This is a genomic window from Microbispora sp. NPDC046973, assembly GCF_040644495.1.
Classification (GTDB): domain Bacteria; phylum Actinomycetota; class Actinomycetes; order Streptosporangiales; family Streptosporangiaceae; genus Microbispora.
The window spans coordinates 22360-48287 of sequence record NZ_JBEYWQ010000020.1; the positions used below are offsets into that span (position 1 = coordinate 22360).

28 protein-coding genes are annotated in these 25928 nt (G+C 72.9%); 13 read left to right on the top strand and 15 right to left on the bottom strand.

Going from position 1 to position 25928, the window contains the following annotated elements; translation table 11 throughout:
- Positions 1 to 455: 455 nt before the first annotated feature.
- From ABZ860_RS29920 to ABZ860_RS29930, 3 genes are all read right to left on the bottom strand, one after another.
- Positions 456 to 887: an Lsr2 family protein gene (locus tag ABZ860_RS29920; protein WP_357226290.1), complete on the bottom strand. Its 432-nt coding sequence runs from the start codon at positions 885 to 887 to the stop codon at positions 456 to 458.
- 28 nt (positions 888 to 915) lie between these two features.
- Positions 916 to 1443, bottom strand: a complete 528-nt coding sequence (locus ABZ860_RS29925; protein WP_357226293.1) for a hypothetical protein — start codon at positions 1441 to 1443, stop codon at positions 916 to 918.
- A gap of 129 nt (positions 1444 to 1572) precedes the next feature.
- Positions 1573 to 2061: a nucleoside deaminase gene (locus tag ABZ860_RS29930; RefSeq protein ID WP_357226296.1), complete on the bottom strand. Its 489-nt coding sequence runs from the start codon at positions 2059 to 2061 to the stop codon at positions 1573 to 1575.
- Positions 2062 to 2104: 43 nt separating this feature from the next.
- On the opposite strand from ABZ860_RS29930, the gene ABZ860_RS29935 reads away from it, so the two are divergent.
- Both ABZ860_RS29935 and ABZ860_RS29940 read left to right on the top strand, forming a co-directional pair.
- A complete protein-coding gene (locus tag ABZ860_RS29935) occupies positions 2105 to 2884 on the top strand; it encodes a DNA-formamidopyrimidine glycosylase family protein (RefSeq protein ID WP_357226299.1) in 780 nt (259 codons plus the stop codon).
- 38 nt (positions 2885 to 2922) lie between these two features.
- The gene (locus tag ABZ860_RS29940; RefSeq protein ID WP_357226301.1) at positions 2923 to 3990 is read left to right on the top strand and encodes a spore photoproduct lyase family protein; all 1068 of its coding nucleotides are present in this window, start codon (positions 2923 to 2925) and stop codon (positions 3988 to 3990) included.
- On the opposite strand, the gene ABZ860_RS29945 is transcribed toward ABZ860_RS29940, so the two are convergent.
- The 8 genes from ABZ860_RS29945 to ABZ860_RS29980 form a co-directional block, all read right to left on the bottom strand.
- A complete protein-coding gene (locus ABZ860_RS29945) occupies positions 3978 to 6098 on the bottom strand; it encodes a serine protease (RefSeq protein ID WP_357226304.1) in 2121 nt (706 codons plus the stop codon). The two genes, ABZ860_RS29940 and ABZ860_RS29945, sit on opposite strands and share 13 nt — an antisense overlap.
- Positions 6099 to 6110: 12 nt before the next feature.
- Positions 6111 to 6419, bottom strand: coding sequence for a hypothetical protein (locus tag ABZ860_RS29950; RefSeq protein ID WP_357226307.1), 309 nt, complete (start codon positions 6417 to 6419; stop codon positions 6111 to 6113).
- 4 nt (positions 6420 to 6423) lie between these two features.
- Positions 6424 to 7536, bottom strand: coding sequence for a zinc metalloprotease (locus ABZ860_RS29955; protein ID WP_357226309.1), 1113 nt, complete (start codon positions 7534 to 7536; stop codon positions 6424 to 6426).
- A complete protein-coding gene (locus tag ABZ860_RS29960) occupies positions 7533 to 9653 on the bottom strand; it encodes an NACHT domain-containing protein (RefSeq protein ID WP_357226312.1) in 2121 nt (706 codons plus the stop codon). The genes ABZ860_RS29955 and ABZ860_RS29960 overlap by 4 nt, the downstream gene beginning before the upstream one ends.
- An 89-nt stretch (positions 9654 to 9742) precedes the next feature.
- Positions 9743 to 10909, bottom strand: coding sequence for a YcaO-like family protein (locus ABZ860_RS29965; protein WP_357226315.1), 1167 nt, complete (start codon positions 10907 to 10909; stop codon positions 9743 to 9745).
- 88 nt (positions 10910 to 10997) lie between these two features.
- Positions 10998 to 11120, bottom strand: a complete 123-nt coding sequence (locus tag ABZ860_RS29970; RefSeq protein ID WP_357226317.1) for a hypothetical protein — start codon at positions 11118 to 11120, stop codon at positions 10998 to 11000.
- 62 nt (positions 11121 to 11182) lie between these two features.
- Positions 11183 to 12034 (bottom strand): glycerophosphodiester phosphodiesterase family protein, encoded by an 852-nt coding sequence (locus tag ABZ860_RS29975; protein WP_357226320.1) that lies wholly within the window; start codon positions 12032 to 12034, stop codon positions 11183 to 11185.
- A gap of 135 nt (positions 12035 to 12169) precedes the next feature.
- Positions 12170 to 12970 carry a class I SAM-dependent methyltransferase gene (locus ABZ860_RS29980; protein WP_357226323.1) on the bottom strand — a complete coding sequence of 267 codons (801 nt, stop codon included), beginning with the start codon at positions 12968 to 12970 and terminating at the stop codon, positions 12170 to 12172.
- Positions 12971 to 13045: 75 nt separating this feature from the next.
- On the opposite strand from ABZ860_RS29980, the gene ABZ860_RS29985 reads away from it, so the two are divergent.
- Positions 13046 to 13672, top strand: a complete 627-nt coding sequence (locus ABZ860_RS29985; RefSeq protein ID WP_357226325.1) for a TetR/AcrR family transcriptional regulator — start codon at positions 13046 to 13048, stop codon at positions 13670 to 13672.
- Between the two features lie 6 nt (positions 13673 to 13678).
- Positions 13679 to 14338 (top strand): HAD hydrolase-like protein, encoded by a 660-nt coding sequence (locus ABZ860_RS29990; RefSeq protein WP_357226328.1) that lies wholly within the window; start codon positions 13679 to 13681, stop codon positions 14336 to 14338.
- Positions 14339 to 14385: 47 nt separating this feature from the next.
- On the opposite strand, the gene ABZ860_RS29995 is transcribed toward ABZ860_RS29990, so the two are convergent.
- A complete protein-coding gene (locus ABZ860_RS29995) occupies positions 14386 to 15003 on the bottom strand; it encodes an HAD-IA family hydrolase (RefSeq protein WP_357226330.1) in 618 nt (205 codons plus the stop codon).
- Between the two features lie 72 nt (positions 15004 to 15075).
- Positions 15076 to 16029 carry a Gfo/Idh/MocA family oxidoreductase gene (locus tag ABZ860_RS30000; RefSeq protein ID WP_357226333.1) on the bottom strand — a complete coding sequence of 318 codons (954 nt, stop codon included), beginning with the start codon at positions 16027 to 16029 and terminating at the stop codon, positions 15076 to 15078.
- 184 nt (positions 16030 to 16213) lie between these two features.
- Between ABZ860_RS30000 and ABZ860_RS30005 the strand changes: the two genes are divergently transcribed.
- Positions 16214 to 16804, top strand: a complete 591-nt coding sequence (locus ABZ860_RS30005) for an Ohr family peroxiredoxin (RefSeq protein WP_357226336.1) — start codon at positions 16214 to 16216, stop codon at positions 16802 to 16804.
- 148 nt (positions 16805 to 16952) lie between these two features.
- On the opposite strand, the gene ABZ860_RS30010 is transcribed toward ABZ860_RS30005, so the two are convergent.
- Positions 16953 to 17708: a lytic polysaccharide monooxygenase gene (locus tag ABZ860_RS30010; protein ID WP_357226338.1), complete on the bottom strand. Its 756-nt coding sequence runs from the start codon at positions 17706 to 17708 to the stop codon at positions 16953 to 16955.
- 186 nt (positions 17709 to 17894) lie between these two features.
- Between ABZ860_RS30010 and ABZ860_RS30015 the strand changes: the two genes are divergently transcribed.
- The 7 genes from ABZ860_RS30015 to ABZ860_RS30045 all read left to right on the top strand — a co-directional run bounded on the left by ABZ860_RS30015 (position 17895) and on the right by ABZ860_RS30045 (position 23522).
- Complete coding sequence (locus tag ABZ860_RS30015) at positions 17895 to 19028, top strand: HAMP domain-containing sensor histidine kinase (RefSeq protein WP_357226341.1); 1134 nt, start codon at positions 17895 to 17897, stop codon at positions 19026 to 19028.
- A 104-nt stretch (positions 19029 to 19132) separates the two neighbouring features.
- The gene (locus ABZ860_RS30020; RefSeq protein ID WP_357226343.1) at positions 19133 to 19540 is read left to right on the top strand and encodes a metalloregulator ArsR/SmtB family transcription factor; all 408 of its coding nucleotides are present in this window, start codon (positions 19133 to 19135) and stop codon (positions 19538 to 19540) included.
- Positions 19533 to 20738 (top strand): cation diffusion facilitator family transporter, encoded by a 1206-nt coding sequence (locus ABZ860_RS30025; RefSeq protein ID WP_357226346.1) that lies wholly within the window; start codon positions 19533 to 19535, stop codon positions 20736 to 20738. Before ABZ860_RS30020 ends, ABZ860_RS30025 begins: the two co-directional genes overlap by 8 nt.
- Positions 20739 to 20819: 81 nt before the next feature.
- Positions 20820 to 21653 (top strand): glycosyltransferase, encoded by an 834-nt coding sequence (locus tag ABZ860_RS30030; protein ID WP_357226349.1) that lies wholly within the window; start codon positions 20820 to 20822, stop codon positions 21651 to 21653.
- Positions 21641 to 22699 (top strand): glycosyltransferase family 9 protein, encoded by a 1059-nt coding sequence (locus tag ABZ860_RS30035; protein WP_357226352.1) that lies wholly within the window; start codon positions 21641 to 21643, stop codon positions 22697 to 22699. Before ABZ860_RS30030 ends, ABZ860_RS30035 begins: the two co-directional genes overlap by 13 nt.
- Positions 22700 to 22744: 45 nt before the next feature.
- Positions 22745 to 23005, top strand: a complete 261-nt coding sequence (locus tag ABZ860_RS30040) for a hypothetical protein (protein ID WP_357226355.1) — start codon at positions 22745 to 22747, stop codon at positions 23003 to 23005.
- A gap of 52 nt (positions 23006 to 23057) precedes the next feature.
- Complete coding sequence (locus ABZ860_RS30045; RefSeq protein WP_357226357.1) at positions 23058 to 23522, top strand: hypothetical protein; 465 nt, start codon at positions 23058 to 23060, stop codon at positions 23520 to 23522.
- Here ABZ860_RS30045 and ABZ860_RS30050 read toward each other — a convergent pair.
- Positions 23500 to 24420, bottom strand: coding sequence for a LysR family transcriptional regulator (locus tag ABZ860_RS30050; RefSeq protein ID WP_357226360.1), 921 nt, complete (start codon positions 24418 to 24420; stop codon positions 23500 to 23502). The genes ABZ860_RS30045 and ABZ860_RS30050 overlap by 23 nt on opposite strands.
- 106 nt (positions 24421 to 24526) lie before the next feature.
- On the opposite strand from ABZ860_RS30050, the gene ABZ860_RS30055 reads away from it, so the two are divergent.
- Positions 24527 to 25909 (top strand): MFS transporter, encoded by a 1383-nt coding sequence (locus ABZ860_RS30055; RefSeq protein ID WP_357226362.1) that lies wholly within the window; start codon positions 24527 to 24529, stop codon positions 25907 to 25909.
- Positions 25910 to 25928: the final 19 nt, after the last annotated feature.

Genomic DNA, 25928 nt, shown 5'->3' on the forward strand with positions numbered 1-25928 from the left:
GCCTGCCGGGATCAGAGAACCGTCCCGGCCGTACTCGGTCGTCTCCTCGGCCCCCTGCTCGGGGAACGACGGATCGTGCGGGATTGCTCTTCAAAGATCTTGCGGTAGCGAGAGGGCGCGGTCCAGGCCCGGCGCCGCCGGACGCCCTCCGCCCAGCTGAACGCGGCACGGCCGTCCCGTGGAGATGAACGTTTCATCCGGGCCACGGACGTGTTCGTGAGGCGACCCGGCGGGTGTGAGGGGTGGGAACCTGGCCGCACCGAAGGTTCCTGCACGCCGCTCCTCGGCGGCGCAGGTCAAGACGGCGGCACGTCAAGCGGACGCCCGGTCCGGCCGTCTGTCACGGCGGCCGGACGGGCCGGGCGAAACCCGAACTGGAAACGTCGCGCTGAAACGCCGTTCAGAGCATCCGCTCCGGAACGGAGCTTCCGGAGACATCCGCTCCGGGTGTCCGCTCAGGCGCTGACGGCCGCCTCCGCACGCGGGGCGGCCTTCTCCGCGGCTTCCGCCGCGGATTCTCCGGTGGAGTCCTCGGAGGCGGCGTCGGGGTGCGCCGCGACGAACTGCTCGATGACCTCGTCGGCCATCTTCCCGCGCGCGGGCACGTCCAGGCCCTGCTCGCGGGCCCATTCGCGTACGTCCGTCAGGGTGTAGCCGCGCAGCCGCGGGGAGGTGTCGGCGGCCTTCTTGGACCGCGACGCCTGCTTCACCTCACGGGCGTTCTCCAGCACTTCCTCGATGAACGCGAGAGCCTCGCTCAGCCGCTGCTGGTTCGCGTCGGACAGGTCGATGGCGAAGGTCCGGTTCAGCAGCGGGAACTCCCGTCTCGCCACATCGTCGCCCTCGGAGTGGTCGAGGTCGTCAACCAGTATCACCTTCTGCGCCACGTGCAGCCCTTCCAGGGTGGATCTCCGTCTATCTGGACCGTGGCATCCTACTGGTGCTTCCGTCGCCGGCCCGCCTTCCCGGGCTCCTCGACCCGAGCACGAGCGCCACGGCGGCGACGCCGTACGCGGCGGTCGTGAGCAGGGCGGGCAGGAGATTCCCGGGAGACACCCAATCGGGCTGGCTGCCTGCGCTGATGTCCGCCACGATCACCGAGCGCGGGAACTCGTCGATCGCGACCACCAGGTTGACGATCGCCATGACGCCGAGCAGCGCCACGACGCCCCATCTCGCCCTCCGCAGGTGCCGGTGGAAGACCGCCGCCACCACGACGAGCAGCGGCAGATACCACGCGATCATGATGTCCAGTCCGAAGAACCGGCGCGCGACGACCCCGATGAAGAGCGCCAGGAAGGAGAGGACCGGCTGGTAACCGGGGTCACCGCTCTGCGTCGCGACGGGGAAACCCACGGGCGCCGCCGCGGCGAGCATCGCCAGGACCAGCCACGGCCATGCGCGGCGCCCGCTCACCTCACGCAACGGATCCTGCTCGGACACCGCCGCAGTATCGCAGGAAACGGGATTCGATCAGGGCCATGCTGCCCCACTCGGAGACGATCAGGTCCCGTCATCGACGACCAGCACCTCATTGGCGAACAGCGCTCAGGACAGGACTCAGGACAGGGCTCAGGAGCCGGTGTGAAGGCGGCGGTGCAGCGCGCGGACCTCGTCCACGAGTGCGGGCACGGGCCCGGCCACCCGCACACCGGGCGCGACCTCGTTGACCGGGAGCGTCCGCACCGGCGGGGGCGGCACGTCCCACTCGGCCAGCCACCGCGCGAGCTGCGCCGACGACGCCACGTAGACGATCCGTCCCAGCCCCACCCACCCGTGCGCCGCCGCGCACATCGGGCAGTGCTCGCCGGAGGTGTAGACCGTGGCCCTCGCGCGTTCCTCCGGAGTCATGTGCGCGGCGGCCCAGCGCGCCAGCTCGAACTCGGGGTGCCGCGTGTGGTCGCCGCCCGCCACCCGGTTGCGGTCTTCGGCCAGCGCCTCACCGTCGCCGGAGACCAGGACCGAGCCGAACGGCTCGTCGTCCGCCTCCAGCGCTTCCGCCGCCAGCTCCACACATCGGCGCAGGTGGCGTAGTTCCTCAGATGTCGGCTCGTAACTCATGATCGGAACGGTATCTCCGGACGGAGCGGGTAGGGCGAGGGGCATGCCGGAAGGGCATCTGGTCCATCGCTACGCGGACGAGCAGCACGAGGCGCTCGCCGGGCGCGTGGTCAGGGCCACCAGCCCGCAGGGCAGGTTCGACGCGCGGCCGTACGACGGCAGGGTCGTCGAGGGCGTGGAGGCGCTCGGCAAGCACCTGCTCTACCGGGTGGCGGACGCCCCGCCCATCCACGTGCACCTCGGCATGCAGGGCCTCTTCCTGCGATACGACGACCCGGCGGCCGAACCGCGCAAGGGCACCCGGCTGCGGCTGGCGACCGGCGAGGCGGCGTTCGACCTGATCGCGCCCGCCCGCTGCGAGCCGATGGACGAGCGGGCGCTGGCGGCGCTGCGGGCCGCGACCGGCCCCGACCCGCTGCGCCGTCACAGCGGCCGCGACGCCGGCCGGGACGCCGTCCGGGAGGAGGCCGTGCGACGCCTGCTCGCCGCCCGCACCGCGGTCGGCGCGGCCCTGCTCGACCAGAGCGTGTGGTCGGGGATCGGCAACGCCTGGCGGGCGGAACTGCTCTTCCTCACCGGCCTCGACCCCGGCGCCCGCGACATCGGCGCCGAGGCAGCCGGGCTGTTGTGGGACACCGCGGTGCGCTACCTCGCGCTGGGCCGGGACGCCGGGCAGGTGGTCAGCGATCCGGACGCGCCGGACGAGCGGTGGGTCTACAAACGTGCGCGCTGCCGCCGCTGCGCGGCCGCCGTACGGACCTGGACGCTGGCCTCCAGGACGGCGTACGCGTGCCCGGCGGAACAGCACCTGCGTGCCCTCTGACCTGGGAAGCCATGCCTTCATCAAGGTGTTATATCCAGGTGAACGAAGGCCGGAGACTGCTGGACGTCCGCCGCATCTACGTCGAGCCCGCCGCGGCCGAGCTGCCGCGCGGCAAGGAGATCCTGGAGCGGTTCCCCGAGGCCGAGCGCATCGAGATCGAGGCCCACCATCGCATCCCCGAGCTGTACGGGGACGAGACGAACGTGGCCCGCTGGGTCAGGATCAAGACCGAGGCGCTGGTCCTCGGCGTCAAGAAGTCGCTCACCGCGCGGCCGAACGGCCGGTCGAGCGACTTCATCGCGCCCTCGACGGCCAACGGCTGCGCGATGGCCTGCGCCTACTGCTACGTGCCGCGCCGCAAGGGCTACAGCAACCCGATCACGGTGTTCGCCAACATCGACAAGATCACGGGCTATCTGGCGAGGCACGCCGGGCGGCAGGGCGTCAAGCCGGAGCCCGACCAGGTGGACCCGCACGCCTGGGTCTACGACATCGGCGAGAACTCCGACTGCTCGGTGGACGCGACCGTCTCCGACAACGTGCGCGACCTCGTCGATCTCTTCCGCGACCTGCCGAACGCCAAGGCGAGCTTCGCCACCAAGTACGTCAACCGCGACCTGCTCGGCTGGGACCCGCAGGGCCGTACGCGCGTCCGCTTCAGCCTGATGCCGGCCGCCGACGCCAAGCTGCTGGACATCCGCACCTCGCCGGTCGCCGACCGGATCGCGGCCATCGGCGACTTCGTCGAGGCGGGATACGAGGTGCACGTCAACTTCAGCCCGGTGGTCGTCCGCGACGGCTGGCTGGAGGACTGGGCGGAGCTGCTCGGGCAGCTCGACGACGCGCTGAGCCCGGCGGCCCGCGCCCAGCTCGCCGCCGAGGTCATCTTCCTCACGCACAACGACCGGCTGCACGAGGTCAACCTCGGCTGGCATCCCAAGGCCGAGGAGGTGCTGTGGCGTCCCGACCTCCAGCAGCCGAAGCGCTCGCAGACGGGCGGCTGGAACGTCCGCTACAAGACCGGGCACAAGGGGCGCTACGTCACCGCGCTCACCGGCCTGATCGCCGAGAAGATCCCGTACTGCCGGGTCCGCTACGCCTTCTGACCACGGGCGTACGCGGCGGGGAGGGCCGCGCCGATCTCGCGCGCGACCTCGGGGTGCGCGAGGTACTCCTCGATGTCGTGCACCCGGCCCAAGGGGTTGGTGACGCACGTCTCGACGAGTTCGCCCTGCCAGTCGTCGTTCAGCGGGCATCCGACGGTGACAGGGTCGGTGGGACACCACGCGTTGAACCAGCGAACCACCTGGTCGGGACGCTTCGGGCCGCCGGCGAGCAGGCGCCGGTACACGGTGTCGAGCCCGAGCGGGCTGCCCGCGGTGACGAGCAGGCCGACGTTCGCGGCCGGGCCGAGGCGGATGAGCAGGTCCATCGCGACGACCGTGCCCAGGCTGTGGCTGACGAGCACCAGCGGACCGCGGGGCGTCTCCCGCAGCACCAGGTCGAGCACGGCCGCGCGGACCCGTTCGTCTCCCAGGTAGGCGGCCACGTCCGCGAAGATCGCGGCGATGGCGAGCTCGTCCAGGTCGGTGACGGCCGCCAGCCAGCTCACCCCGTCGTGGACCATGTCGGCCGCCCTTTCCCCGCCCGCCGGCCGGGTCCCGGGCATCCCCGCCCTGGTCGCGGCCTCCACGATCAGCTGCTCGTACAGGCGTCTCGTGCCGTACGGCACGGGGGCCGCCGCGTCGACCGGGTCGGCGACGATCTCCTCAAGGGAGTGCGGCGCGGGGCGGGAGGGCCGCAGGGCCTCGGCGAGCCGGTCGCCGTAGAAGGGGAAGCAGACGTCCCCCGGGACGATCGTGGGCAGTCCCGCCCGGGTCAGCCCGCCGTTCAGGCCCGCCGTCCAGTAGCGGCGCAGGTGCTCGGGGTCGCGTCCCTGCTGGCCCCGGCCGTGCAGGAACACCAGGTGGACGGCGCCCCCGAACGCCTCGGGGTCCGCGGCGAGCCCCGTCGCGCCGGGCTCGTGAGGAGACACCGTGGTGACCTCTGGCGGCGCCGGCGGCGCGATCGGCCGCGTGGCCGCGGACTCCGCCAACCCCGCCACCCCGGTCGGCTCCGTCGGCCCCGTCGGCTCCGTCACAGGTGTCGTGGTGGGAGCCGTTCCCGCGGCCCGGCCGTCCTGGAGCCCCGACTCCGGCCCCATCTCCGCGAGCAGCGCCGTCCGCGCGCCGTCGAACCGCAGCGTGACCAGGTGCCGCAGGATCGAGCTGACGCGCACGCCCTCGTTGGACACCCAGTCCACGGCGTCGTCGCCGTCACCGGCCTGCCAGACCTGGCCGTCGCGACGGAGGATGCGGTCCTGGTCGTCGGTCCTCGGCACGCCGCCGTGATGGAGCGCCGTCACCTCCCACTGGTCGTTGTACACGGGCGAGCCCGAACTGCCCGGCTCCGTGTCGGTCTGGTACTGCAGGAAGTCGTCCAGACGGACCTCCAGCCGGTTCTCCCGGATGGAGATCTCCTTCAACCGGCCGCCGGGATGGCCGACGACGTTCACCGGCTCGCCGATGACGAGTTTGCCCGGCTGCGCGCTGAGCCTGTTCCAGCCGAAGACCTCTCCCGCCGGCCGTCCGTCGGCTCCGGGAGCGACCAGGACGAGGGCGAAATCGAGACCCTCGTCGGCCACGAAGAACGCGTCCGGATCCAGGGTGAACCGCTTGGCCACCTCAGGCGTGTTGTCCACGCTGACCTGGGCGTCGAACTCGGCGAACGCCTGCCGTACGGCCTGCGGGCAGGGGAAGACGTGGTGGTTGGTCAGCAGCAGCCGGGGCGAGACCAGGAAGCCGGTGCCGATCGGCACCTCCCGGCCGTTCTCGCTCACCGAGATCCTGGCGACGGTGCGGGCCGCCCGCGCCCCGCGCGGCAGGAAGCTCCACGCCTGGAGGTCCTTCGCGACCCCGAGGATGCGCTCGTGCATCGCGGGCCGGTCCAGGCAGACGCCCCGGGTCGCCTCCATCACGGCCTCGACCGGCACTCCCTGGCGCTGCACGAGCCGGGCGGCGCGGGCCGCGAGCAGGTCCGGCGAGTCGGGGAAGGCGTCGCCCTCGCGCTGCCTGCGGCGCACCTCGTCCCGGACCGTGCTGCTGCGGCGATACCGTACGGCTGCCGCCCTGGCGTGGCGCAGACCGTTCTGCCGGACCTCGTCGGCGATGTCCATGGCGTCCCCCCGTCACTTCGCGATCGTCAGCACACCGTCCCGGCAGGACAGCACGGTGAGGTCGGTGCGCCCACCTTCGGGGAAGACAACGCGCACGCCTCTCTCCCGCGCATGCCAGCGGCCCGTCACCGGCCGCGGGCGGTCGGCGGGGCCGGGGCGGAGCTCGACGAAAGTGCCGTCCGCGCGGAACTCCAGGCCCCTGCGCGGACGGCGGGAGGGCCGGAACGGATGGCGCGCGGGGCGGTAGACCTCCGCGTCGTCGGTGTCCTCCTCGTAGGAGTGCAGCCACTCCCCCACGATGCCGATGTCCGGCGCCGTCACGAGCTCACCCGTCCGGGTGGCCGCCGACCATGCCGATCGCGGCGCGGATGTCGTTCAGCACCTCGGTGGTCAGCCGCTCGCTGTCCTGCAGCAGCCGTTCGACGTCCCCGTCGTGGCTGGGACGCACCATCTCCGGCATCGCCCGCGGGAGGCGCTCCTCCGTGGCGGGCGCCTCTTTCGCCGCCGGGGAGACGAGGAACGAGGCCCGCACGCCCTCCAGGCAGGCGTCCATCCGCGCGGCCTGCCCCCGGGTGAACATGAACATGCCGGCGTCGTCGGTGTAGTCCATGTAGTTCACGAACATGTCGCCGTTCGGGCCGTTGCCGCAGGTGACGCGGGGAAAACTGGGCAGCCCGTAGTTCGCGTCCGCCTGGTTGGGCGTGTCGGCGACCTTGTCGTCGCTCGTGCAGGCGCCGTCGTCGTCTCCCCAGATGTGGTACAGGTCCAGCCAGTGGCCGATCTCGTGGGTCGCCGTACGGCCGCCGTCGAACGGGTGGGCCGCGGTGCCCGTCGTCCCGAAGGCCGTGGTGAGGATGACGACGCCGTCGGTCTGCGGCGGGCCGCCGGGAAACTGGGCGTATCCGAGCAGGCCCCCGCGGAGCCGGCACACCCACAGGTTCAGGTACTCGTCGCTCGGCCACGGGTCCGATCCGCCGGTGGCCCCCGACTTCACGGCGTCGTCCACGGTGAAGTCGGGCCGGTCGGTGGCGACGCGCACGATCCCCGTCGCGGGCTCGCCGTCGGGGCCGCGCGTGGCCAGGCGGAACTCCACCCGGGCGTCCGCCACCAGGGCCTTCCACACGTCCGGCACCTTCGCCACGTCCGGGTTCGCCGCGCGGAAGTCCCGGTTGAGCGCCTCGATCTGGCTGTGGATCTGTTCGTCGGCGATGTCGTCGGCCGGCATGGCCCGGTTGTGCACCACGTGCACGACGACCGGGATGGTCACCACCTCGGTCCGGACGGGGGCGCGCCGTCCCAGCTCGTACCGCAGGGCACGGGACTCGATCGCCGCGCGCCTGGCCCGGTAGGTCATGCTCTCGTTGAGGAGCCTGCGGTGCACCAGCATCGTCCCGCACAGGTCGCGGGCCGGGAACCGGGCGTTCGTCGGTTCGGTCATGGCGAGTCCTTACGCTCGAATGTGTGGTCACGCGCCAGGCGCCGCTGCAGCTCGATGTTGCGGAACTGGTAGAACGGCCCCTCGGTGCGCAGCAGGCCCAGGCGGTGGGCGTCGTCGAGGAAGCACATGGCGCGCAGCGGCAGCCGTCCGCGCCTGGCGAGCCGCGGGATCGTCAGCGTGTAGGCGAGCCAGGCGTGGTGGCTGCCGAGCATGAGCCCGAACAGCAGCCCGAGCAGCAGGCCGCCCACGAGCACGGTCGGCGGGCTCAGCCCGCCCATCAGGCCCACGACTCCGCCCATCAGGCCGATGGCCAGCCCGCACAGCGCCCGGATGAGCGTGAGGTCACGGTCGGCGCGCCACGTCGACCAGGGAGAACGCGCGGTCGTGGTGCTGGTCGGGTGCTCGACCCACCGGATCAGGCCGACGGCGAGCAGGAAGGCGAGCCCGGACAGCAGTCCGATCATGACCGCCGCGCTGACGAGGTGGCGGCTCATCAGCCAGCCCACGAGCGCGCCCAGCAGGCCGACGACCACGGCGTCCGCCAGCGTACGGCCGAGCAGGGACAGCCGTCCGCGCACGTGGAAGTCGGCGTGGCCCGGCGGCTCGGTGAACCACGACCTCGTCATGACCAGCACGGCGACCGCGGACAGCAGGCCGATCACCGCTCCGGCGAGCGGCGCGTGCGTCACCGCCGCGATCGGCAGGCCCACCAGGACCCCGCTGACGACGCCGACCGCGAGCCGGACCGCCCGAGTGGAGGTGTGCCGCGCCAGGTGCCACCAGGCGACGTCGCGCGTGTCCTCGCCCAGGGTCAGAAGCTGGCCCGACAGGTAGGCGAGCCAGTGCCGTACGCGCTCCGGGTTCCAGGCGTGCCGCGGCCGGAACGGCTCGGCCGCGTCGGCGGCGGGCGTGCGCGCGCCGACCAGGGCGGGGATGAGCCGGTCGCACAGGTGGTCGTAGAGACCGGCCGCGTCCGCCCGCCCGAGTTCGAGCAGCGGCTCAGGGTCGTGACGGGTGACGACGTAGGCGGAGCGGACCAGCCAGAGGCCCAGCGGGGTCGCGGCCACCTCCGCCAGGGCGGGCGCCTTCCCCGTCCTCAGCGCGTCGAGCACCTGCTGCCAGGCGGGGTGCGGCCTGGGCGGCAGGCACACCTGGAGATACTCGGCGGCCACTTCGGGAGTGAGCGCCCCCGGCTCGATGACCGCCGCCGCGGTGAGCACGTCTCCCACCATGTCGACGGACTCGGCGAACTGCTCCGTGCGGCAGGTCAGGATCAGCTGGTCGCGGTCGCCCATCGAGTGGTTGAGCGCCAGGAGGACCGCGGCCCGCGCCTGCCCCGGCAGTTCGTCCAGGCCGTCGAGGATCGGCAGGACCTCGCCGCGCGCCGCCAGGGTCTTCGCCGTGTCGGGGCCGAACCCGGTGACCGCCAGAGCCGGGTAGTCGACGGCGAGGCAGTCGGCCAGCCAGTCCTGTAATCGGGGGTGGACCTCGGCGTCCCAGCGCGCCGCCGACAGCAGGACGGGAACCGGCTCGCCGGGCAGCCGTGTCCGGAGCAGCTCCATCAGCAGTTGCACGGCGAGGGTGGTCTTGCCCGATCCCGGGCCCCCGAGGATGACCAGGCGGCGGCACCGCAGCCTGCGGAAGTCGGCCGCCATTCCGGCGAGGTCCGCGCCGAGGCTGGGGAAGCTGACGAAGTCCTTGGCGATCAGCCGGGGGCGGTCCATCAGCTCGGCGTGCTCCGTCGACCGCCACGGCACCGGGATGGGCTCGGGATCGGCCAGCGACCGCAGGATCGTCTCGTCCCTCCACTGCTCGGCCACGAGACCGGCGAGGACGTCCTTGGCGTTGTCGACGTCGCTCTGGGTGGGAGCCGGTGGAGGTCTCCTGGACGTGCGCCACCAGGACAGGAACTGCACGAGCCCGTTCGCCAGCCCGATGACGCCGGCCGCCGTGGCCATGATCTGCGCGACGTTCAGCACCTTCAGGCCGACCGCCCACCTTGGCAGCGGTGATGTCATGACCCGCCACAGGAGCAGCAGCGCCAGGGCCAGGAACAGGACCCCCAGCGCCACCGAGACCCTCGCGTCGGGCCGCCGATGCCACCGCGACCTTTCCACAAGGCCATCATGCGAACCGCGCTCCCCAGAGAGGAAGAAGGACATCTGCATGGTGTGGAAAAGTGCTCGTACATGCGCGCGCGGGCAGGTCAAGCCCTTGGTAGATCACACCGCTCGCCGTCTGCGGCGCGTACGGCATGCCGCAGGGCGGCCCGCCCCCGGGGGCCGGGCAGGACGAGGTTGCCGTCCGCGACCAGCATGAAGCGCTCCAGGCCCGGCACGACGACGTGCACGGCCGTTATCCGCCCGGGGAGGACGGCCACAGTGCGCGTGAGCGGTGTGTAGCCGCGCGCGTGCAGACGCGCGGCCACTTCGCGGAGCTGGTCCCGGGGACGGCCCGGCCGCGCGCGGTCCTCGGGGAAGGGGACCGCACGGGCCGCGTGCAGATGCTCGGAGAGGTCGAAGCGCCCGCACGCCAGCAGTTCGGGATACGGGGCGAGCCGCTCCACGTCTCCTCGACGCTGGATGCGCTCGCCCACGGTGGTCTGGACAAGCTCGGTGAGCGCCCGCCACGCGGCATGAGCGGGGCTCAGGGAGGTCCCGGCTCCGCGCCGGTGCGGGCGGTCCGGCGTCGGCGCGACGTAGGCGAGCATGGTGGGGACCCTCAGGTCACCGGTGATGTCCAGCAGGTGGACGGGCGCTCCGGCGACCTGACCGGCCACGGCGTACGCACGGGCGAGCTCGGGCGGCAGGGTGCGCGGATCGACGACCGACGGCCGTTCGCCCGTGCCGAGGAAGGCGCGCACCAGCAGCAGGGAGAGCGCGTCGCGTTCGATCGTCTCGTTGAGCGCGTGCAGCAGCGCCTCCGTCGCGGTGACGCCCACGGCCGATCCGCTGTTGCAGCTGTAGCGCATCAGACCGGTGTAGTCGTGGGCGTCTCCGGCCCGCTCGCGCAGCCGCCACGCGTCCGCCTCGACGTACCAGGGGGCGGACAGGAACAGGGGCACCAGGACGTCGCCCCCGGGTCCCCGATACCGATGACAGGCCAGCGGCGCCGCGCTGCGGCCGTCGAGCAGGACGGCGGACGCGTCCGCCCGCAGCGGCCCGGCCGCGATCCTGGCCGGTTCGACCGGTTCCACCGCCGCCGGGTCGAACAGCGCCGGGCCCGTCAGGTAGTGCTCCAGCGCCTCGAACAGGGCGCCGGCACGGGCCTGCGCGCGCCGTCCCTTGCCCATGCCCTCCGCCCACGGCGCCGGGACACCGTCCGGCCCTCGCAGGCGGCAGTGCCAGGCGGTCGGCTCACGGCCCTCGCCCATGTCCACCAGGTCGGGCGTCAGGCCGAGATGGGCGAGTGCCGCGCCGGCCCGGCGTACGGCCTCCGGAAGCGGGACGACCCGCTCCGGGCTATCCGGCGTCTGCGTCGCGCTCCTCGGCGATCTCGCGCAGCCGTTCGCGTTCGGCCTCGGTGAGCTCCTGTTCGACGTCGTCCAGCGACTCGGCTCTCCTGAAGTCCACGCCGCGTCCCATAGGGCTCCTCCCTTCAACGCGCGGGACGGGTACCTGCCCGCGCCCGGGTCAGGCCAACACCATCAACCCGCCACTTCCCGTACGACGTCCGGCCTGTCGGTGATGACGCCGTCCACACCCGCGCCGATCAGGCGGCGTACGGCGGCGGGGTCGTCCACGGTCCAGGCGAGGACCTTCATCCGCGACCGGTGGACGCGCCGGACGTACTCCGCCGTGACGTCGGCGTACGGCGGGTTGATCTGGTCGGCGAACCGGGCCAGGCCGGGCAGGTCGGCGACCCGCGGCGTGCCGAGCAGGCCGATCGGCACCCCGGGCATGAGCCGGTGGAAGCGGCGCATCGAGTCCCAGTCGAACGACTGCACGACGATCCGGCCGCGCCAGGCCGGGTCGCGCCCGATCTCCTCGGCCACCCGGGCCTCGATCCCGGGGTAGAGCCGGGGCTCCTTGATCTCCAGCAGCAGGCCGAGCCCGCTGCCGCGCATCGCGCGCAGCACCTCGCCGAGCGTGGGCACCGCCTCCCCCGCGTATCCGCCGGAGAACCGCGTTTTCCGGGAAAACCGCGCCTTCCTGGAGAACCAGGATCCGGCGTCCAGTTCGCGGATCTCGGCCAGCGTGAGGTCGCCGACCCGCCATGGCGCGCGGCCGGGGAAGACCTTCTCCACGTCGGTCGTACGGCCGAGCGTCGTGTCGTGCATCAGGACCAGGTGGTGGTCCCTGGTCTCCTGGACGTCGAGCTCGAACATGTCCGCGCCCCGGTCGCGGGCCAGCTCGAAGGCGGCGACGGTGTTCTCCGGCGCGTACGCGGACGCGCCGCGGTGGGCCACGACCAGAGGCCCTGACGCCGTCGCGGCGGGGACGACCGATGTGAGGGCGATCAGGACGATCGCGGCGATGAGGCCGAGTCGCCGGCGCATGGTTCTCCTCGGGGTCGGGAGCGACTACGAGGAGAACTTGACCACGCGCCATTACAAGCAGTTGATGTTCCGGTGGCGTCCGGGTGCCGGCTCGGTGAGCATCGCCCCGTCTCCGGGCGTCCCCGCCCGTAACGGTCAGACGCGCGCCGCGGTGACCACCACCGTGACATAGGTCATCGTGAAGCCGCCTCCCAGCCCGTCGATCGCGGCCCCGACGTCCGTCAGCACCTCCTCCAGCCTGTCCGGCGGGAGCCGGGTGAGGACGCCGGACGTGGGCATCTGGTCCAGCCACTCGTCACGGGTGTAGAACCGCTGCCAGTCGTACCGCCACTCCTCGGGCTCGCCGAACGCGCCCGTGCCCCTGATCCCGTCGGCGGCCTTGGCGAGCAGCGGCCGGTAGCCGTCGAGGGCCGACCCCGCAGGCCGGTCCTGGGACGGGAAGCCGGGCATGATCCGCCGGTAGACCGCGGTGTGAGCCCCCGCCAGGGCGGGCGGAGGCTCGAACACGTGCCAGAACGCCGCCAGCCGGCCGCCGGGACGCAGCACCTCGGCCGCCTTGGCCGCTCCTGCGACCGGATCGACCCAGTGCCAGGCCGTTCCGGCGACGACCGCGTCGAACGTGCGACCGGCGGGGTCCCAGGCTTCGAAGGTCGCCACCTCGACATCGAGTCCCCTGCGGCGCGCGAAATCGGCCATCCGCGCGTCGGGTTCGACGCCGAGCACCGTGCAGCCCGCCGCCTGGAACTGCCGGGCCGCGATGCCGGTGCCGCAGCCGACGTCGAGGACGTCCGGCCCGGGGCTCGCGGCGACGATGCGCTCCACCATGGCATCGGGATAGGGGGGCCGGGCCCGGTCGTAGCGCTCGGCGTCCACGCCGAACGACTCCGCCATCCCCCTGGCCTTGTGTGGTTCGTTCTCGGAAACTGAAGTGGGCATGCGCCCACTATGCGTGGGCGATCGCCCACTCGTCAATTCGGATAAAGTCGGCGGACGGACAGGAGGGGATGGACGGTGCCGACGGGGGTTGCCCTCCGCGACGCGCGGGAGCAGTTGTTCGCCGCCGCCGAGCGGGTCCTGCTCAGGGACGGGCCGAGCGCGCTGACCAGCCGGGCGGTCACCACCGAGGCGGGCTGCGCCAAGGGTGTGCTGCACCGGCACTTCGCGGACTTCGACGCCTTCCTCGCCGAGCTCGTGCTCGACCGCACCGCCAGGATCGACGGTCAGGCCGCCGCCCTGCGCGCGTCCGCCGGAAGCGGCACCGTCGCCGGCAACCTGACCACCGTGCTCACGGACCTGTTCGGGTCGGTCGCCCTGGCGGTCGTCGGCCTGATCATCTCCCGCGACGCCCTGCGCGCCCGGCTGCGCCAGGCCAGGCCGGGCCCTGGCCTCCCGCTCCTGACGGAGGCCGTGGCCATGCTCGCCTCCTACCTCACCGCCGAGCGCGACCTGGGCCGGATAGCGGCGGACGCCGACGTCGACACACTCGCTCCCACGCTGCTCGGAGCCTCACACCTGCTGTTCGCCGACCGGGACGGCGGCCCGCCGCAGGCCGACGCCGTCCACAAGATGGTGACCACGGTCATCGCCGGCGTCGTACGGACCGAGTCGCGAGCGCCGGAGGCGGGCCGGGTAACGTGATCAGACGTGACGAGGCTGGCGCTCTTCGATCTGGACAACACACTGGTCGACCACGACGAGGCCTTCCGCAGGTGGGCCGAGGAGTTCGCGGACGGCCACGGTCTCGACGCCGGGGCGGTCGAGCGGCTGGTCGCCCTCGACGGGCACGGCTATCTGCCGCGTGAGACGCTCTTCGCCCAGGTGAAAGAGGACTTCGGGATCGACGGCCAGGTCGAGGAGCTGTGGGCCGCCTACCGGCGCCGCATGCCGGACCTCGTCCGCTGCCCCCAGGAGGTGCGCGACGGTCTGACCCGCCTGCGTACGACGGGCTGGCGGGTGGCGATCGTCACCAACGGGCGCGCGGACAACCAGCTCGGCAAGATCCGGCGGACCGGCCTCGACGAGGTCGTGGACGCGTGGGCCGTCTCCGGGGCCGAGGGCGTCCGCAAGCCCGACCGGGGGCTGTTCGAGATCGCCGCGACCCGCGCGGGCGCGAGCCTCGGTGCGGGCGGATGGGTGATCGGTGATCACCCGGTGATGGACGTGGCGGGAGGACGGGCCATCGGGTTCGCCACGATCTGGATCGACCGGGGCGCCTGGGCGGGCCGGGAGCCGGCGTCGGACCACACCGTCGCCGATGTGACCGAGGCGATCGGCATCCTGCTGTCCGGCGCGGCACCGCGGTAGAGGCGTGGACGACGACCGCCTCGTGCCGGAGAGGCTCGGCTGACGGGTCAGCCCAGCAGCGGCGCGAGCGCCGTCTCCAGGTCGGGCACGCCGGTGAACAGGACGGCCGTCATGCCGAGCGCCCTGGCCGCCTCGACGTTCTCCTCCCGGTCGTCGACGAACAGGCACCGCCCGAGCGGGACACCCGCGCGCTCGGCGGCGATCTCGTAGACGCGGGGGTCGGGCTTGCCCACGCCCACCAGCGCGCTGCTGACCACCTCGTCGGCGAAGTGGGTCAGGCCCAGCCAGGCGAGATCGTCCTCCAGATCCAGCGTCGCGTTGGTGACCAGCACGACGGGCACGTGCTCCTGGGCCCGGCGCAGCAGGCCGAGCACGTCGTCGTCCACCCGGGCGGGCGCCTTGGCGAACGCCGTGACCAGCGCGCGGGCCTGCTCCCGCGGCACCCGGAGGGCCAGTGCGGCCTCGGCCGCCTCCATCCACTGCTCAACGGTGATCTGCCCCAGCAGCGCCGGCCGGTCCACCTCGGGCGCGAAGACGACCGTGGCCGTCGTGCCCTCGGCCAGGCCCATGCCCCGTTCCAGCTCGGTCAGCTCCGTCTGGTCGTAGAAGCGGATGACACCGTCGAAGTCGCACAGCACCGCGTCGTACGGCCGGGGGATCGTCACCGCCCATGCATACCACGGGTGGCCGCCTTCCCGGCCGGCCGGCATGATCGCCGGCGGCCCGGAGACGTCTCGTCAGCGCAGCATGTCGAGGGACCGGGCGGTGCCGAGGGAGTCGTCGGCCGCCGTGTGCCGGGCCTCGGCCTCTCCGCGCAGCACCTCGTGGATGTGGCGGATGCCCCAGGAGAAGGCCGTCCCCTCGCCCGGCTCGTGCCGGGCGACCAGGCGTCCCTCGCGCCACACCTCGATCCCGTCGTGCGGCTCGGGGTGGAACGGGTTGGTCAGGCGGATCTCCCCGCCGGTGCCGACCAGGCGGGTGTACGTCGTGAACGGCAGGGCGAAGCCGCAGCTCAGCATCAGCCGGCCGGCGTCGAACTCCAAGATCCCCGCGGTCTCGATGTCCACCCCCGCATCGCCCTTGACCGCGACGGCGTGGCCGGCGACGGCGTCACCGCCGAACAGCAGGTGCGCGAGCCGTACGGGGTAGCAGCCCACGTCGTAGAGCGCGCCGCCGCCGAGGGCCGCGTCGAGCCGGATGTTCTCGGTGCCCTGCATCGTGAAGTGGAAGGACGACCAGACCTCCCGCAGTTCGCCGATCGCGCCTTCGGCGAGCAGGCCGCGCAGCCGGGTCGTCTGCGGGTGGAACGGGAAGACGAACGCCTCCCACAGCGGCCGCGCCGACCGGCGCGCCACCTCGATGACGTTCCCGGCCTCCGCGGCGGTGAGGCACAGCGGCTTCTCGCACAGAACCGCCTTGCCCGCTTCCAGAGCGGCGATGGTCCACTGCGCGTGCAGGGCGTTCGGCAGCGGGATGTACACCGCGTCGATCGACGGGTCCTCGATGACGGCCTCGTAACCGCGCACGGCCCGGGCGACGCCGTTCCGCGCGGCGAACTCCTCGGCCCGGGACAGGTCGCGGCCCGCCACCACGGCGGCCGTACCCCCGCCGGCCTCGCGCAACGCGGGCAGGAACGCCCGCGCGGCGATGCCCGCCGTCCCGAGGACCCCCCACCGGACAGCCCCGCTCATACCGCACCCACTCCTCGCCGCCATTGCCGACATTTCACGATTCACCGGGGAATACTTGCCGGGACCGTAGCACATGGCCCTGATGGGAACTTTTTCCGCCAGAGTCCGATATCGGAAAGCCCGTGGGGGTACGTGACCCGCCGATCCCGGCCAAGACGCGACGCGAGCGGACGAGGGATACGCGATGAGCGAGGAAATACGGCGATTCACCCATCTGCCGAGCGACCGGGCGCCCGGGCCCGACTACTCGGGGCCCGGAGTCGAAGCGGAGCTCACCGGGCGGATGCCCGAGGCCCGCCCCGCCGAGCGGCCGGAGCGGACCGAACGGCCGGAACGGACCGGGCCGCTGGAGCGCGGCGGCGGGTCGTATGACGATCTCTACACGGCCCGGGCCTCGTCCGCACTCGGCAAGGTGGCGTCGGACGACGGCATGCTCGACGTCCGCATCAAGGCGCCGGGGGAACTCGGCGGCCCCGGCGGGGCCACCAACCCCGAGCAGCTGCTCGCCGCAGCGTACGCCTCCTGCTTCCACAACTCGCTCACGCTGGTCGCCGGGCGGCAGGGCGTCGGCACCTCCGACGCCACCGTCGACACGGCCGTCACGCTGCGCAAGCGCGGCACCGCCGACGACTACACGATCGCCACCGACCTGACCGTACGCCTGCCGGGGGTCGAGCCCGAGGCGGCCCGCAGGCTGGTGGAGCAGGCCCATGGGGAGTGCCCGTATTCCCGGGCCTTCATGCAGGGCGCCGAGGTGCACGTCCACCTCGCCTGACCGCCGGCGCCCGCCCCCGGGGCCGGCCGGGACGGGTGTTTCGAGCGGGATGCAACGCCCCTTCGCGCACCCGCGCGAAGGGGCGGCACCGGGGACCGGGGCGGACCTGTGCGCGTGCGTCACGGCCCGCCCGGCCGGTTCTTCTGCCTCAGATCCTCTGCCATAGCGCGGGGACGTTCGGCGGCTCCCAGCCCACGATCGCCGTGTGGGCCTGGATGCACCGGTACGTCGCCCCGCCGTAGGTGACCTGGTCGCCCACCTTGTACGCCGTGCCGGCGGCCCAGGTGCCACCCGGAGTGGGCGTGGGGGTACGCGTCGGCGTGGGAGACGGGCTCGGGGTACGCGTCGGCGTCGGGCTGGGAGTGGGCGTGGGCGTCGGGCTGGGCGTCCCGCCCCCGCCCACCTGGAGGTCGACGCAGGCGTAGAACGCGTTGGCGGTGTCGGCCACGTTCCAGATCGCCAGCACCTTCTGCCGGCCCGTCCGTCCGCCGAGGTTCACGCTGTGGCTGACGGTGGCCGGAGGCTGCGCCCCGTGATCGTCGAAGACGGCGATCCGGGTGCCTCCGATGTAGTACTCCCACGTGCTGGTCGCGTGACGGGCGGTCAGCGACCACGTGAAGGTGACGGTGTTGCCGACGCTGGTGGCCGGCCAGGGCTTGCTCTCGTCGTCGAGCTGGGCGAAGCGGGCGTTGCCGCCACTGCAGCTGCGCAGCCCCTTCGGTCCTTCCACGCTCTGGGGCTCGTAGATGATGTCGCCGCAGTTGGGGACGCGGCCCTGTGCGCACATCGCCTGGCGGCTCGCGGGCGACGAGATGTACCCGTGCGCCTGAGCCGGTGAGGCGATGAACACCGTGGCGCCGATGCCGATCGTCGCCGTCGCGAGGAAGGTCAGCGTTCTTCGCATGTGTGCTCCTCACTGCTGGGGGGTGGCGCAAATATAAAGGAAAGTTTCCTAACAGTGAAGGCCCAATGACTCCAACGGTCAGGAACCGGAGGCGGACCCGACCCACACGGCGCGGGGGCTTGGCGGGGCCCCCGAGCGGCTTTCCGCGCGCCCTCGTGGTGCACTGAATCCAGGGGGATGTGCGCCATGCCGCAGCGTTCGTCGATCACGGCCAGGCCGGCACCGGCCCACGGTGTCGCCGCCGTGCTGCTGTGCCTGGCGGCGACGCCGATCCGGCTGCTCGCCGGTCACCCATCACCGGCCGCCGGCCCGGCCCCGCACGGCGATCGGGCCTTGTATGCGTGCGAAGCCGTGCCGGCGGCCCCGGCGTACGCGCACCCGGCGTTGCTCCTGGCGCTGTTCTGCGGGGCGCTCCTGCTGGCCGGGGCGATCACCTACCTCGGCTTCCGCCTGACCGCCGGCGCGATTGTGCCGGCGCCCGCGCCCCCGGTGGAGACGGAGGAGGCCGAGACAGAGGAGGCCGAGGCGGAGGGGATCGAGGCGTCCGGCCCGCACCGGCCGGCCCCCGCGCACGACGAGATCGACGGCCTGGCCCCCGGCGTGAACCGTACGCTCGGGCGGCTGGAGGAGGCGCTGGAGCGGCAGCGCCGTTTCAGCTCCGACGCCTCCCATGAGCTGCGCACCCCGCTGACCGCCATGCGGGCCCAGATCGAGGACGCGCTCCAGGCGCCGCAGGAGACCGACGTGGTCACCCTGGCCAGGGCGCTGCTGCCGAGCCTCGACCGGCTGCAGCGGATCGCCACGGATCTGCTGGCGCTCTCGCGGCTGGAGAGCGAGGCGCTCCCCATCCGGCAGCAGCGGGTGGATCTCGGGAAGCTGGCCGAAGGCGAACTGCAGATGCTGCCGATCACGAAGCGGATCGTCCCCCGGCTCGGCCAGGACGTCGTCGTGCTGGGAGACCCCCACTCGCTCGGCAGCCTCATCAGCAACCTCATCGGCAACGCGCAGCGGCACGCCGCCAGCACCGTCACGGTCACGGTGCGGCGCGAACCGCGAAGACCCGGCGGACCACCGGATGGAACGGCCGTGCTCGAAGTGGCCGACGACGGCCCCGGAATCCCCCAGGAACAGCGGGAGAAGGTCTTCCAGCGGTTCACGCGGCTCGACTCGGCCCGCAGCAGGGACGCGGGAGGAGCCGGGCTCGGACTGGCCATCGCCCGCCAGATCGCCCACAACCACCACGGCCGGCTCACCATCGAAGACAGCGCCGAGGGGGCGCGTTTCGTGCTGCGGCTGCCGCTCGCCCCCGCCGCCCCCTGAACCCCTGTCTCCTGAACCCCTGTGACCCCGCCCTGAGCCTGGTTCCGGCGAAGAAGGAGCGGGAACGCGTTGACATGACGCGTCCGCCACCTACACTCACCCACGTGAACGATCGTTCAAGTGTTGTGGATCTCGCGACGGCCGACTCGTGCGCGCTCCCGGTGGTGGACGCCCAGCGGGTGGAGACCGTCAGGAGGGCCATGCCGTCTCAGGAGACGGTGGAGGACCTGGCGCAGGTCTTCGGCCTCCTGGCCGATCCCGGGCGGCTGCGGCTGATCGCGGCGCTGCTGGAGGGCGGTGAGATGTGCGTGTGCGATCTCGCGGCGGCGACCGGCCACAGCATGTCCGCGGCGTCCCACGCCCTGCGCCTGCTGCGCGTCCACAACGTGGTGAAGGTGCGGCGCGCGGGAAGGATGGCCTACTACCGCCTCGCGGACTCGCACGTGCGACTGCTGTTCGACCTGGCGATCACGCACATCGGACACGAGGAGAAGGACCAGGGCGATGGGTGAGACCGGCAAGGAGCACGGGCACCGCACGGGGACGGGTGACGACCGTGAGCACGGGCACGACCGCGGCCATGCGCACGAGCGCGGGCACGCGCACGGGCGGGGGCATGGCCACGGGCACGGGCACGCGGTCAGCGCCGAGGCCGACCGGCGTCTGCTGACCGGCGCGCTGGCGCTCATCCTCGGCTTCATGGCGGTCGAGGTCGTCATCGGCGTCATCGCGCACTCCCTCGCCCTGGTCTCCGACGCCGGGCACATGCTCACCGACGCCATCGCCATCGCCTTCGCGATCATCGCGATGCGGATCGCCGCCCGCCCGCCGCAGGGCGGCTTCACCTACGGCCTCAAACGCGCCGAGATCATCAGCGCCCAGATCAACGGCATCACGCTGCTGCTGCTCAGCGTCTACTTCGTCTACGAGGGCGTACGCAGGCTGATCGAGCCTCCCGAGGTCGAAGGCGCGTACGTCGTGGCCACCGGCATCGCCGGAATCGTGGTGAACCTGGCCGCGACCTGGCTGCTGAGCAGGGCCAACCGCGCCAGCCTGAACGTCGAGGGCGCCTTCCAGCACATCCTCAACGATCTGTTCGCCTTCATCGCCACCACCGCGGCCGGCGCGGTGATCTGGCTGACCGGCTGGGGCCGGGCCGACGCCCTGGCCGCGCTGGTCGTGGCCGCCCTGATGCTGAAGGCCGGCTGGGACCTGGTGCGCGAGTCCGGCCGGGTCTTCATGGAGGCGGCCCCCGCCGGGATGAACCCCGCCGAGATCGGCCGCAAGGCCGCCGCCCTGGAACACGTGGTGGAGGTGCACGACCTGCACATCTGGGAGGTCACCAGCGGCTACCCCGCCATGTCGGCGCACATCCTGGTCGCCCCGGGCGCGGACTGCCACGCCGTGCTGCAGGCGGCGCAGCGGATGGTCCACGACGAGTACGGCATCGCCCACACCACGCTGCAGGTCGACCACGCCCCGCCGGAGCTTCTCGCGATCGGTGAGACGACAGCCGAGGCGGCAGAACCGCACTGTGTCACGCCCGCGGCGGAGCCGCACCATGCGGCGACGGCGGTGGAGCCGCACTGTGCGGACGCGCACGGCCCGGCGCACGTCAACGGGCGGATCCGGTCAGAGGACGACCGCCGGTCGCGGGGCTGCGCCGCCCGCCGATACATCAGGTTTCCCGGCGCCAGACGCCTCTCCTGACCCGCCGCGCTCCTGGCGGCGGCGGGCGTGCGCCGCTGACGGGCTCCGTTTGCCGTACGACCTCACGGGTATCAGCCGCGCATGTTCGCCCCGTCTGACCTGGATGTGCTCGTGCCCACCAAGGACCGCCCGGGCGCGCTGGCCGTCACGTTGGCGGGCCTCGCGGCGCAGACGGTGTCCGGGTTCCGCGTCGTGATCTCGGACCAGTCGCAGGAGCCGGTCGCCGACGACCCGCTGGTGGCGGCGCAGCTGCGGATCCTCGGCCACCGCGACAGGCCGGCGGCCGTCCACCACCACCTGCCCCCGCGGGGCATGGCGGAGCAGCGCGCGTTCCTGCTCGGCCGGGCCGAGCGGCGGCTGGCGCTCTACCTCGACGACGACGTATGGCTGGAGCCGGAGGCGATCGAGGTCCTGCTGTCCGCGATCGGCGAGCTGGGCTGCGGCTTCGTCGGCTACGCCCTGCACGGCCTGTCCTACCGCGACGACGTGCGCCCCGCCGAGCTCGCGCCGTACGAGGAGTGGACGGACGGCGTGCGGCCCGAGCGGGTGCGCCGGGAGTCGCCGGCCTGGCAGCGCCACACCCTGCACAACGCCTCCAACCCGCTGCATCTCGCGCGCGAACACCTCGGCTCTCCCGGTCCCCGGGACTGGCGGCCGTACAAGGTGGCCTGGATCGGCGGCTGCGTGCTGTACGACCGGGAACGGCTGCTGGAGTGCGGCGGCTTCGACTTCTGGCGGTCGGTGCCGCCCCGGCACGCGGGTGAGGACGTCGCGGCGCAGCTGCGCGTCATGGAGAGGTACGGCGGCGCGGGCCTGCTGCCGAGCCGCGCCTACCACCTGGAGCTGCCCACGACGGTCACCGACCGCAGGGCCGAGTGCTACGACTACGTGTTCGAGACGGCATGTGCGCGCTGATCGAGGGCGTGCGGCGCATCGCGGTGCTGCGGGCCAACGCCCTGGGCGACCTGGTCCTCGCGATGCCCGCCCTCGACGCGCTGCGCCGCGCCTACCCGCGGGCCCGGCTGACCCTCCTCGGCACCCCCTGGCACGCCCGGTTCCTGGACGGCAGGCCGGGACCGGTCGACGACGTCATCGCCCTGCCGCCGATCTCCGGAGTGTCGTCGGCGGCCGACGGCCACGAGGCTCCGGAGAGCCTGTTCAAGGAGCTGCGCGAGCACCGGTTCGACCTCGCCGTGCAGATCCACGGCGGCGGGCGCAACTCCAACCCCTTCGTCAAGGCGATCGGCGCCCGGGTGACGGCCGGCCTGTGCACGCCGGACGCCGAACGGCTCGACCGGTGGGTGCCGTACGTCTACTACCAGCACGAGACGCTGCGCTACCTGGAGGTCGCCGCGCTGGTGGGCGGGACGGCCGAGGCGTACGAGCCGAGGATCGCCGTGACCGACGCCGACCGCGCCGAACTCGCCCGCGTGTACGGCGAGCCGCCGCCCGGCCTGATCGCGCTGCATCCGGGGGCGAGCGACCCCCGGCGGCGCTGGCCGGCGCGCGCCTTCGCGGAGGCGGCCGACCGGCTCGGGCGCCCGGTCGTGATCACCGGCGTCGAGACGGAGCGGGAGCTGGTCGAAGAGGTCGCGGCGGCGATGCGGCGGCCCGCGGTCACGGCGGTCGGCACGCTCGGCATCGGCGGCCTCGCCGCGCTGTACGAGCGGTGCGACCTGGTCGTCTCCAACGACACCGGCCCCCGCCACCTCGCCGCGGCGGTCGGGACGGCCACCGTCGGCATCTTCTGGTGCGGCAACCTCATCAACGCCGGGCCCCTCACCCGCACTCTCCACCGGGCGCTGGTCTCCTGGACCGCGCGGTGCCCGGTCTGCGGGGTCAGCGGGCACGATCCCCGGGCGGGGCGGTGCCCGCACGACGAGTCGTGGGTGGCCGAGGTCCCGGTCGACGAGGTGGTCGAGCAGGCCGAAGACCTGCTTCGTGGCCGCCGCGAGATTTGACGGGAGCAGACTCCTCCTCGGCGTACCCGAGGAGGAGGAAGCCGCGTGAGAGACGACATCTGCCCGAAGTGCTCGTCAGGCGCCGTCATGGCCGGAGTCGAGGTGCGCGATCGGGGCCCGAACGGGCCGCAGCCCCTTCGGGTGCGCGTTGAGGAGCCACTGCCGGAGAAGGTCCCCTTCTTCTACGTCCAGGGCGAGGCCCTCGGCACGGTGCGCGCGTGGATCTGCGCCTCCTGCGGCTTCACCGAGCTGTACACCGACAACCTGAACGCGCTCTACGAGGCGTATCGCAAGGGGACACCTTGACGACCAGCGGGATGCAAGGTCTCTCCAAGTCGCCCGGCCTACGGTCGGCGGCATGAGAAAGAACCTCGTCATCGGCGGCCTGCTGGCGTTCGTGATCGCCGGGGGTCTGCCGGCCGCTTCCGCCCACGCCTCCACCACGACGCGGGCGGCCGCGCCGCTGATCCACTGGGGACCCGTGCAGTCCCGGAGCGGGCACCACGGGTATGCCAAGGCCGACGTGTGGATCACCCCCTTCACCGCGGAGACCTTCGTCGTCTCGGGCACGCTGTACGACCGCGACGCCCACAGCGGGCACTGCGCCTACGTCCGGGCCCGCTTCCACTACGCGAGCGGCGGCACCGGGTGGGCCCTGCCCAAGACGACCTGCGCCTCCAAGAAGCCGATCCGGCTGTCGTCGGACGGCCGGATCAAGCGGGTGGACGTCAAGGTGTGCGTGTACGACCGGTCGCGCCGTACGACCCTGAACTGCTACGCCGACGCCATCACCCCGGCCATCATCGCGAACTGGCCTCAGTGAGGCGGTCACCGGCGCTCGAGGCCGGGCCGAGGTAGGCGAGAAACCGGCGCAGCGCGGGATTGGGGTTGTCGCGGCGCCAGGCGACGTCGACCGGGACGAGGGGGACGGGGTCGGCGAAGCGCCTGACCACCACCCCGGGAACGCGCAGCGTGGCGGCCTTGCCCTCGGTGATGAAGGTGATGCCGCGATCCCGGGCGACGGCATGCAGCATGTGTTCCTCCTCGGGCTCCCAGTGGGCCACGGGAGGGCGCACACCCGCGCCGAAGATCTCGTCGAGCATCCGGTCCCACATCGCGGGGCCGTGCTCCCGCGGCCACCACACCATCGGCTGACCGGCCACGTCGGCCCTTCGGAGACGCCGCCTGCGAGCCAGCGGGTTAGTCCTGGGAACGGCGGCCACGATGGGCTCGACGCCGACCGGACGGGTCGCCAGGTCGTCCCTGGGGTCGTCCAGGAGCCGGACGAAGGCCAGGTCGATGGAGCCCTCACGCAGGCGTTCCTCGTCCCGCGCGGTGAAGCCGCTGGTCACCGTCAGCTCCACCGCGGGGCAGGTGGAGCGGAAGCCGTCCAGAAGCGGGGTCACCACACCGCGCGGCGCCGACCGGGTGACGCTGACGACCAGCCGTCCCGCCTGCCCGCCGCCGTACGCGCGGGCGAGCGCGACAGCGGCGTCGGCGCGGGCGAGGACGTCCCTGGCCGCGGGGAGCAGGGCGGCACCGGCCTCGGTGAGCGCCACGCCCCGGCGGTTGCGGGCGAACAACTCCACGCCCAGCTCGCGTTCGAACGCCTTGATCTGCTGGCTCAGGCCGGGCTGGGCCACGTGCAGGCGCCGCGCGGCCCGCCCGTAGTGCAGCTCCTCCGCGACGGCGACGAAGTACCGCATGTGGCGCAACTCCATGGGCCTCAGGTTACCCCTGTGATAATCGGGACTTCTCACAGAGGAAGAGGCCGGACTTGGACACCGGCCACGCCGAACTGGCGAAATAGCCGCCATGGTCGCATTGGTGACAAGGCCGGGGATCCGCACGGAGGCGGCGGTCGGCACCCGGCAGTGGATCGCTCTCGCCTCAGTGCTGCTGGCGACGTTCATGGGGCTGCTGGACGGCAGCATCGTCACGGTGGCGGTGCCGTCGATCCAGGACGATCTGAACGCCTCCTTCGGCGAGGCGCAGCTCGTGGTCGCCGGTTACACGCTCGCGTACGCGGTGGGGCTGGTGACCGGCGGGCGGCTGGGCGACCTGTACGGCCGTCGCCGCCTGTTCACCGCCGGCGTGGCGGCCTTCGTCGCCGCCTCCGCGGCCTGCGCGCTGGCCCCCGCGGCCCCTGTGCTGATCGGGACCCGGGTGCTCCAGGGCCTCGCCGCGGCCGTGATGCTGCCCCAGGTGCTGTCGATCATCCAGGCGTCCTTCGCGGGCCCCGCGCGGAAGACCGCGCTGGGGATGTACGGCGCTACCGTCGGCCTCGCGGCGATCTCGGGCCAGATCGTCGGCGGCGGGCTGCTGGCCTGGAACCTCCTCGGTCTCGGCTGGCGGGCCGCCTTCCTGGTCAACGTCCCTGTCGGCGTGCTGGCGGTCGCGGTCGCGCGCCGCACGGTCGCCGAGAGCCGTGGGCCGCGCACCCGGCTCGACCTGGCCGGGGCCGTCCTGCTCGCCGCCGCGCTGGCCGGGCTGCTGCTTCCGGCCGCGCTCGGCTGGCCCGCGTGGGGATGGGCGCCGGCGGTCGCGGGCGCGGCTGCGCTGGCCGCCTTCTGGTTCGCCGAGCGGGGCCGGGCCCACGCTCTGGTGCCGCTCCGGCTGCTCGGACGAGTCGTGCCGGGCCTGCTGACCGTGCTGGCCTTCTACGCGGGTAACGCCGGCTTCTTCCTGCTGCTCGCCTACCACCTGCAAGCGGGCCTGGGGCTGAGCCCGCTGGCCGGCGCTCTGGTATTCGCTCCACTCGGCATCGGGTTCGCCGCTGCCAGTGTGGCGGGCAGGCGGTCCGGCAGGATCGCCACGGGTGCCGCGCTGATGACGCTGAGCCTCGCGGGCGTGGTCGCCGTCGCCCTCATGGCGCCGCGATCCGGGCAGGCGGCGTGGCTGGTGCCCGCGCTGGCCATGTCGGGCGTCGGGCAAGGACTGGTGGCCGCACCGCTGATCGGCGCCGTGCTCGCCCAGGTCGCTCCCAGCGACGCCGGCGCGGCCGGCGGGATCCTGCTCACCGCCACTCAGGTCGCCAACGCCTGCGGGGTGACGTTGATAGGCGGCCTGTTCGCCGCCGTGCTGGGCGGCGCTCCAGGAACCGCCGGCGTCGGCTTCCCCCACTACGCGCACGCCACCGCGGTCACCGGCACGGTCGTCCTGGCCCTGGCCGTCCTCACCGGCGCCCTCACCCGCACGACCACCCGCTGATCTCTCGGACAGGACCTCA

Excerpts from the sequence above, each read along its gene's own strand:
- ABZ860_RS29930 (WP_357226296.1), bottom strand. The coding sequence starts at position 2,061 with ATGAGTTACGAGCCGACATCTGAGGAACTACGCCACCTGCGCCGATGT.
- ABZ860_RS29935 (WP_357226299.1), top strand. The coding sequence starts at position 2,105 with ATGCCGGAAGGGCATCTGGTCCATCGCTACGCGGACGAGCAGCACGAG.
- ABZ860_RS29945 (WP_357226304.1), bottom strand. The coding sequence starts at position 6,098 with ATGGACATCGCCGACGAGGTCCGGCAGAACGGTCTGCGCCACGCCAGG.
- ABZ860_RS29955 (WP_357226309.1), bottom strand. The coding sequence starts at position 7,536 with ATGACCGAACCGACGAACGCCCGGTTCCCGGCCCGCGACCTGTGCGGG.
- ABZ860_RS29965 (WP_357226315.1), bottom strand. The coding sequence starts at position 10,909 with ATGGGCGAGGGCCGTGAGCCGACCGCCTGGCACTGCCGCCTGCGAGGG.
- ABZ860_RS29970 (WP_357226317.1), bottom strand. The coding sequence starts at position 11,120 with ATGGGACGCGGCGTGGACTTCAGGAGAGCCGAGTCGCTGGACGACGTC.
- ABZ860_RS29975 (WP_357226320.1), bottom strand. The coding sequence starts at position 12,034 with ATGCGCCGGCGACTCGGCCTCATCGCCGCGATCGTCCTGATCGCCCTC.
- ABZ860_RS29980 (WP_357226323.1), bottom strand. The coding sequence starts at position 12,970 with ATGCCCACTTCAGTTTCCGAGAACGAACCACACAAGGCCAGGGGGATG.
- ABZ860_RS30000 (WP_357226333.1), bottom strand. The coding sequence starts at position 16,029 with ATGAGCGGGGCTGTCCGGTGGGGGGTCCTCGGGACGGCGGGCATCGCC.
- ABZ860_RS30005 (WP_357226336.1), top strand. The coding sequence starts at position 16,214 with ATGAGCGAGGAAATACGGCGATTCACCCATCTGCCGAGCGACCGGGCG.
- ABZ860_RS30010 (WP_357226338.1), bottom strand. The coding sequence starts at position 17,708 with ATGCGAAGAACGCTGACCTTCCTCGCGACGGCGACGATCGGCATCGGC.
- ABZ860_RS30015 (WP_357226341.1), top strand. The coding sequence starts at position 17,895 with ATGCCGCAGCGTTCGTCGATCACGGCCAGGCCGGCACCGGCCCACGGT.
- ABZ860_RS30025 (WP_357226346.1), top strand. The coding sequence starts at position 19,533 with ATGGGTGAGACCGGCAAGGAGCACGGGCACCGCACGGGGACGGGTGAC.
- ABZ860_RS30030 (WP_357226349.1), top strand. The coding sequence starts at position 20,820 with ATGTTCGCCCCGTCTGACCTGGATGTGCTCGTGCCCACCAAGGACCGC.
- ABZ860_RS30035 (WP_357226352.1), top strand. The coding sequence starts at position 21,641 with ATGTGCGCGCTGATCGAGGGCGTGCGGCGCATCGCGGTGCTGCGGGCC.
- ABZ860_RS30045 (WP_357226357.1), top strand. The coding sequence starts at position 23,058 with ATGAGAAAGAACCTCGTCATCGGCGGCCTGCTGGCGTTCGTGATCGCC.
- ABZ860_RS30050 (WP_357226360.1), bottom strand. The coding sequence starts at position 24,420 with ATGGAGTTGCGCCACATGCGGTACTTCGTCGCCGTCGCGGAGGAGCTG.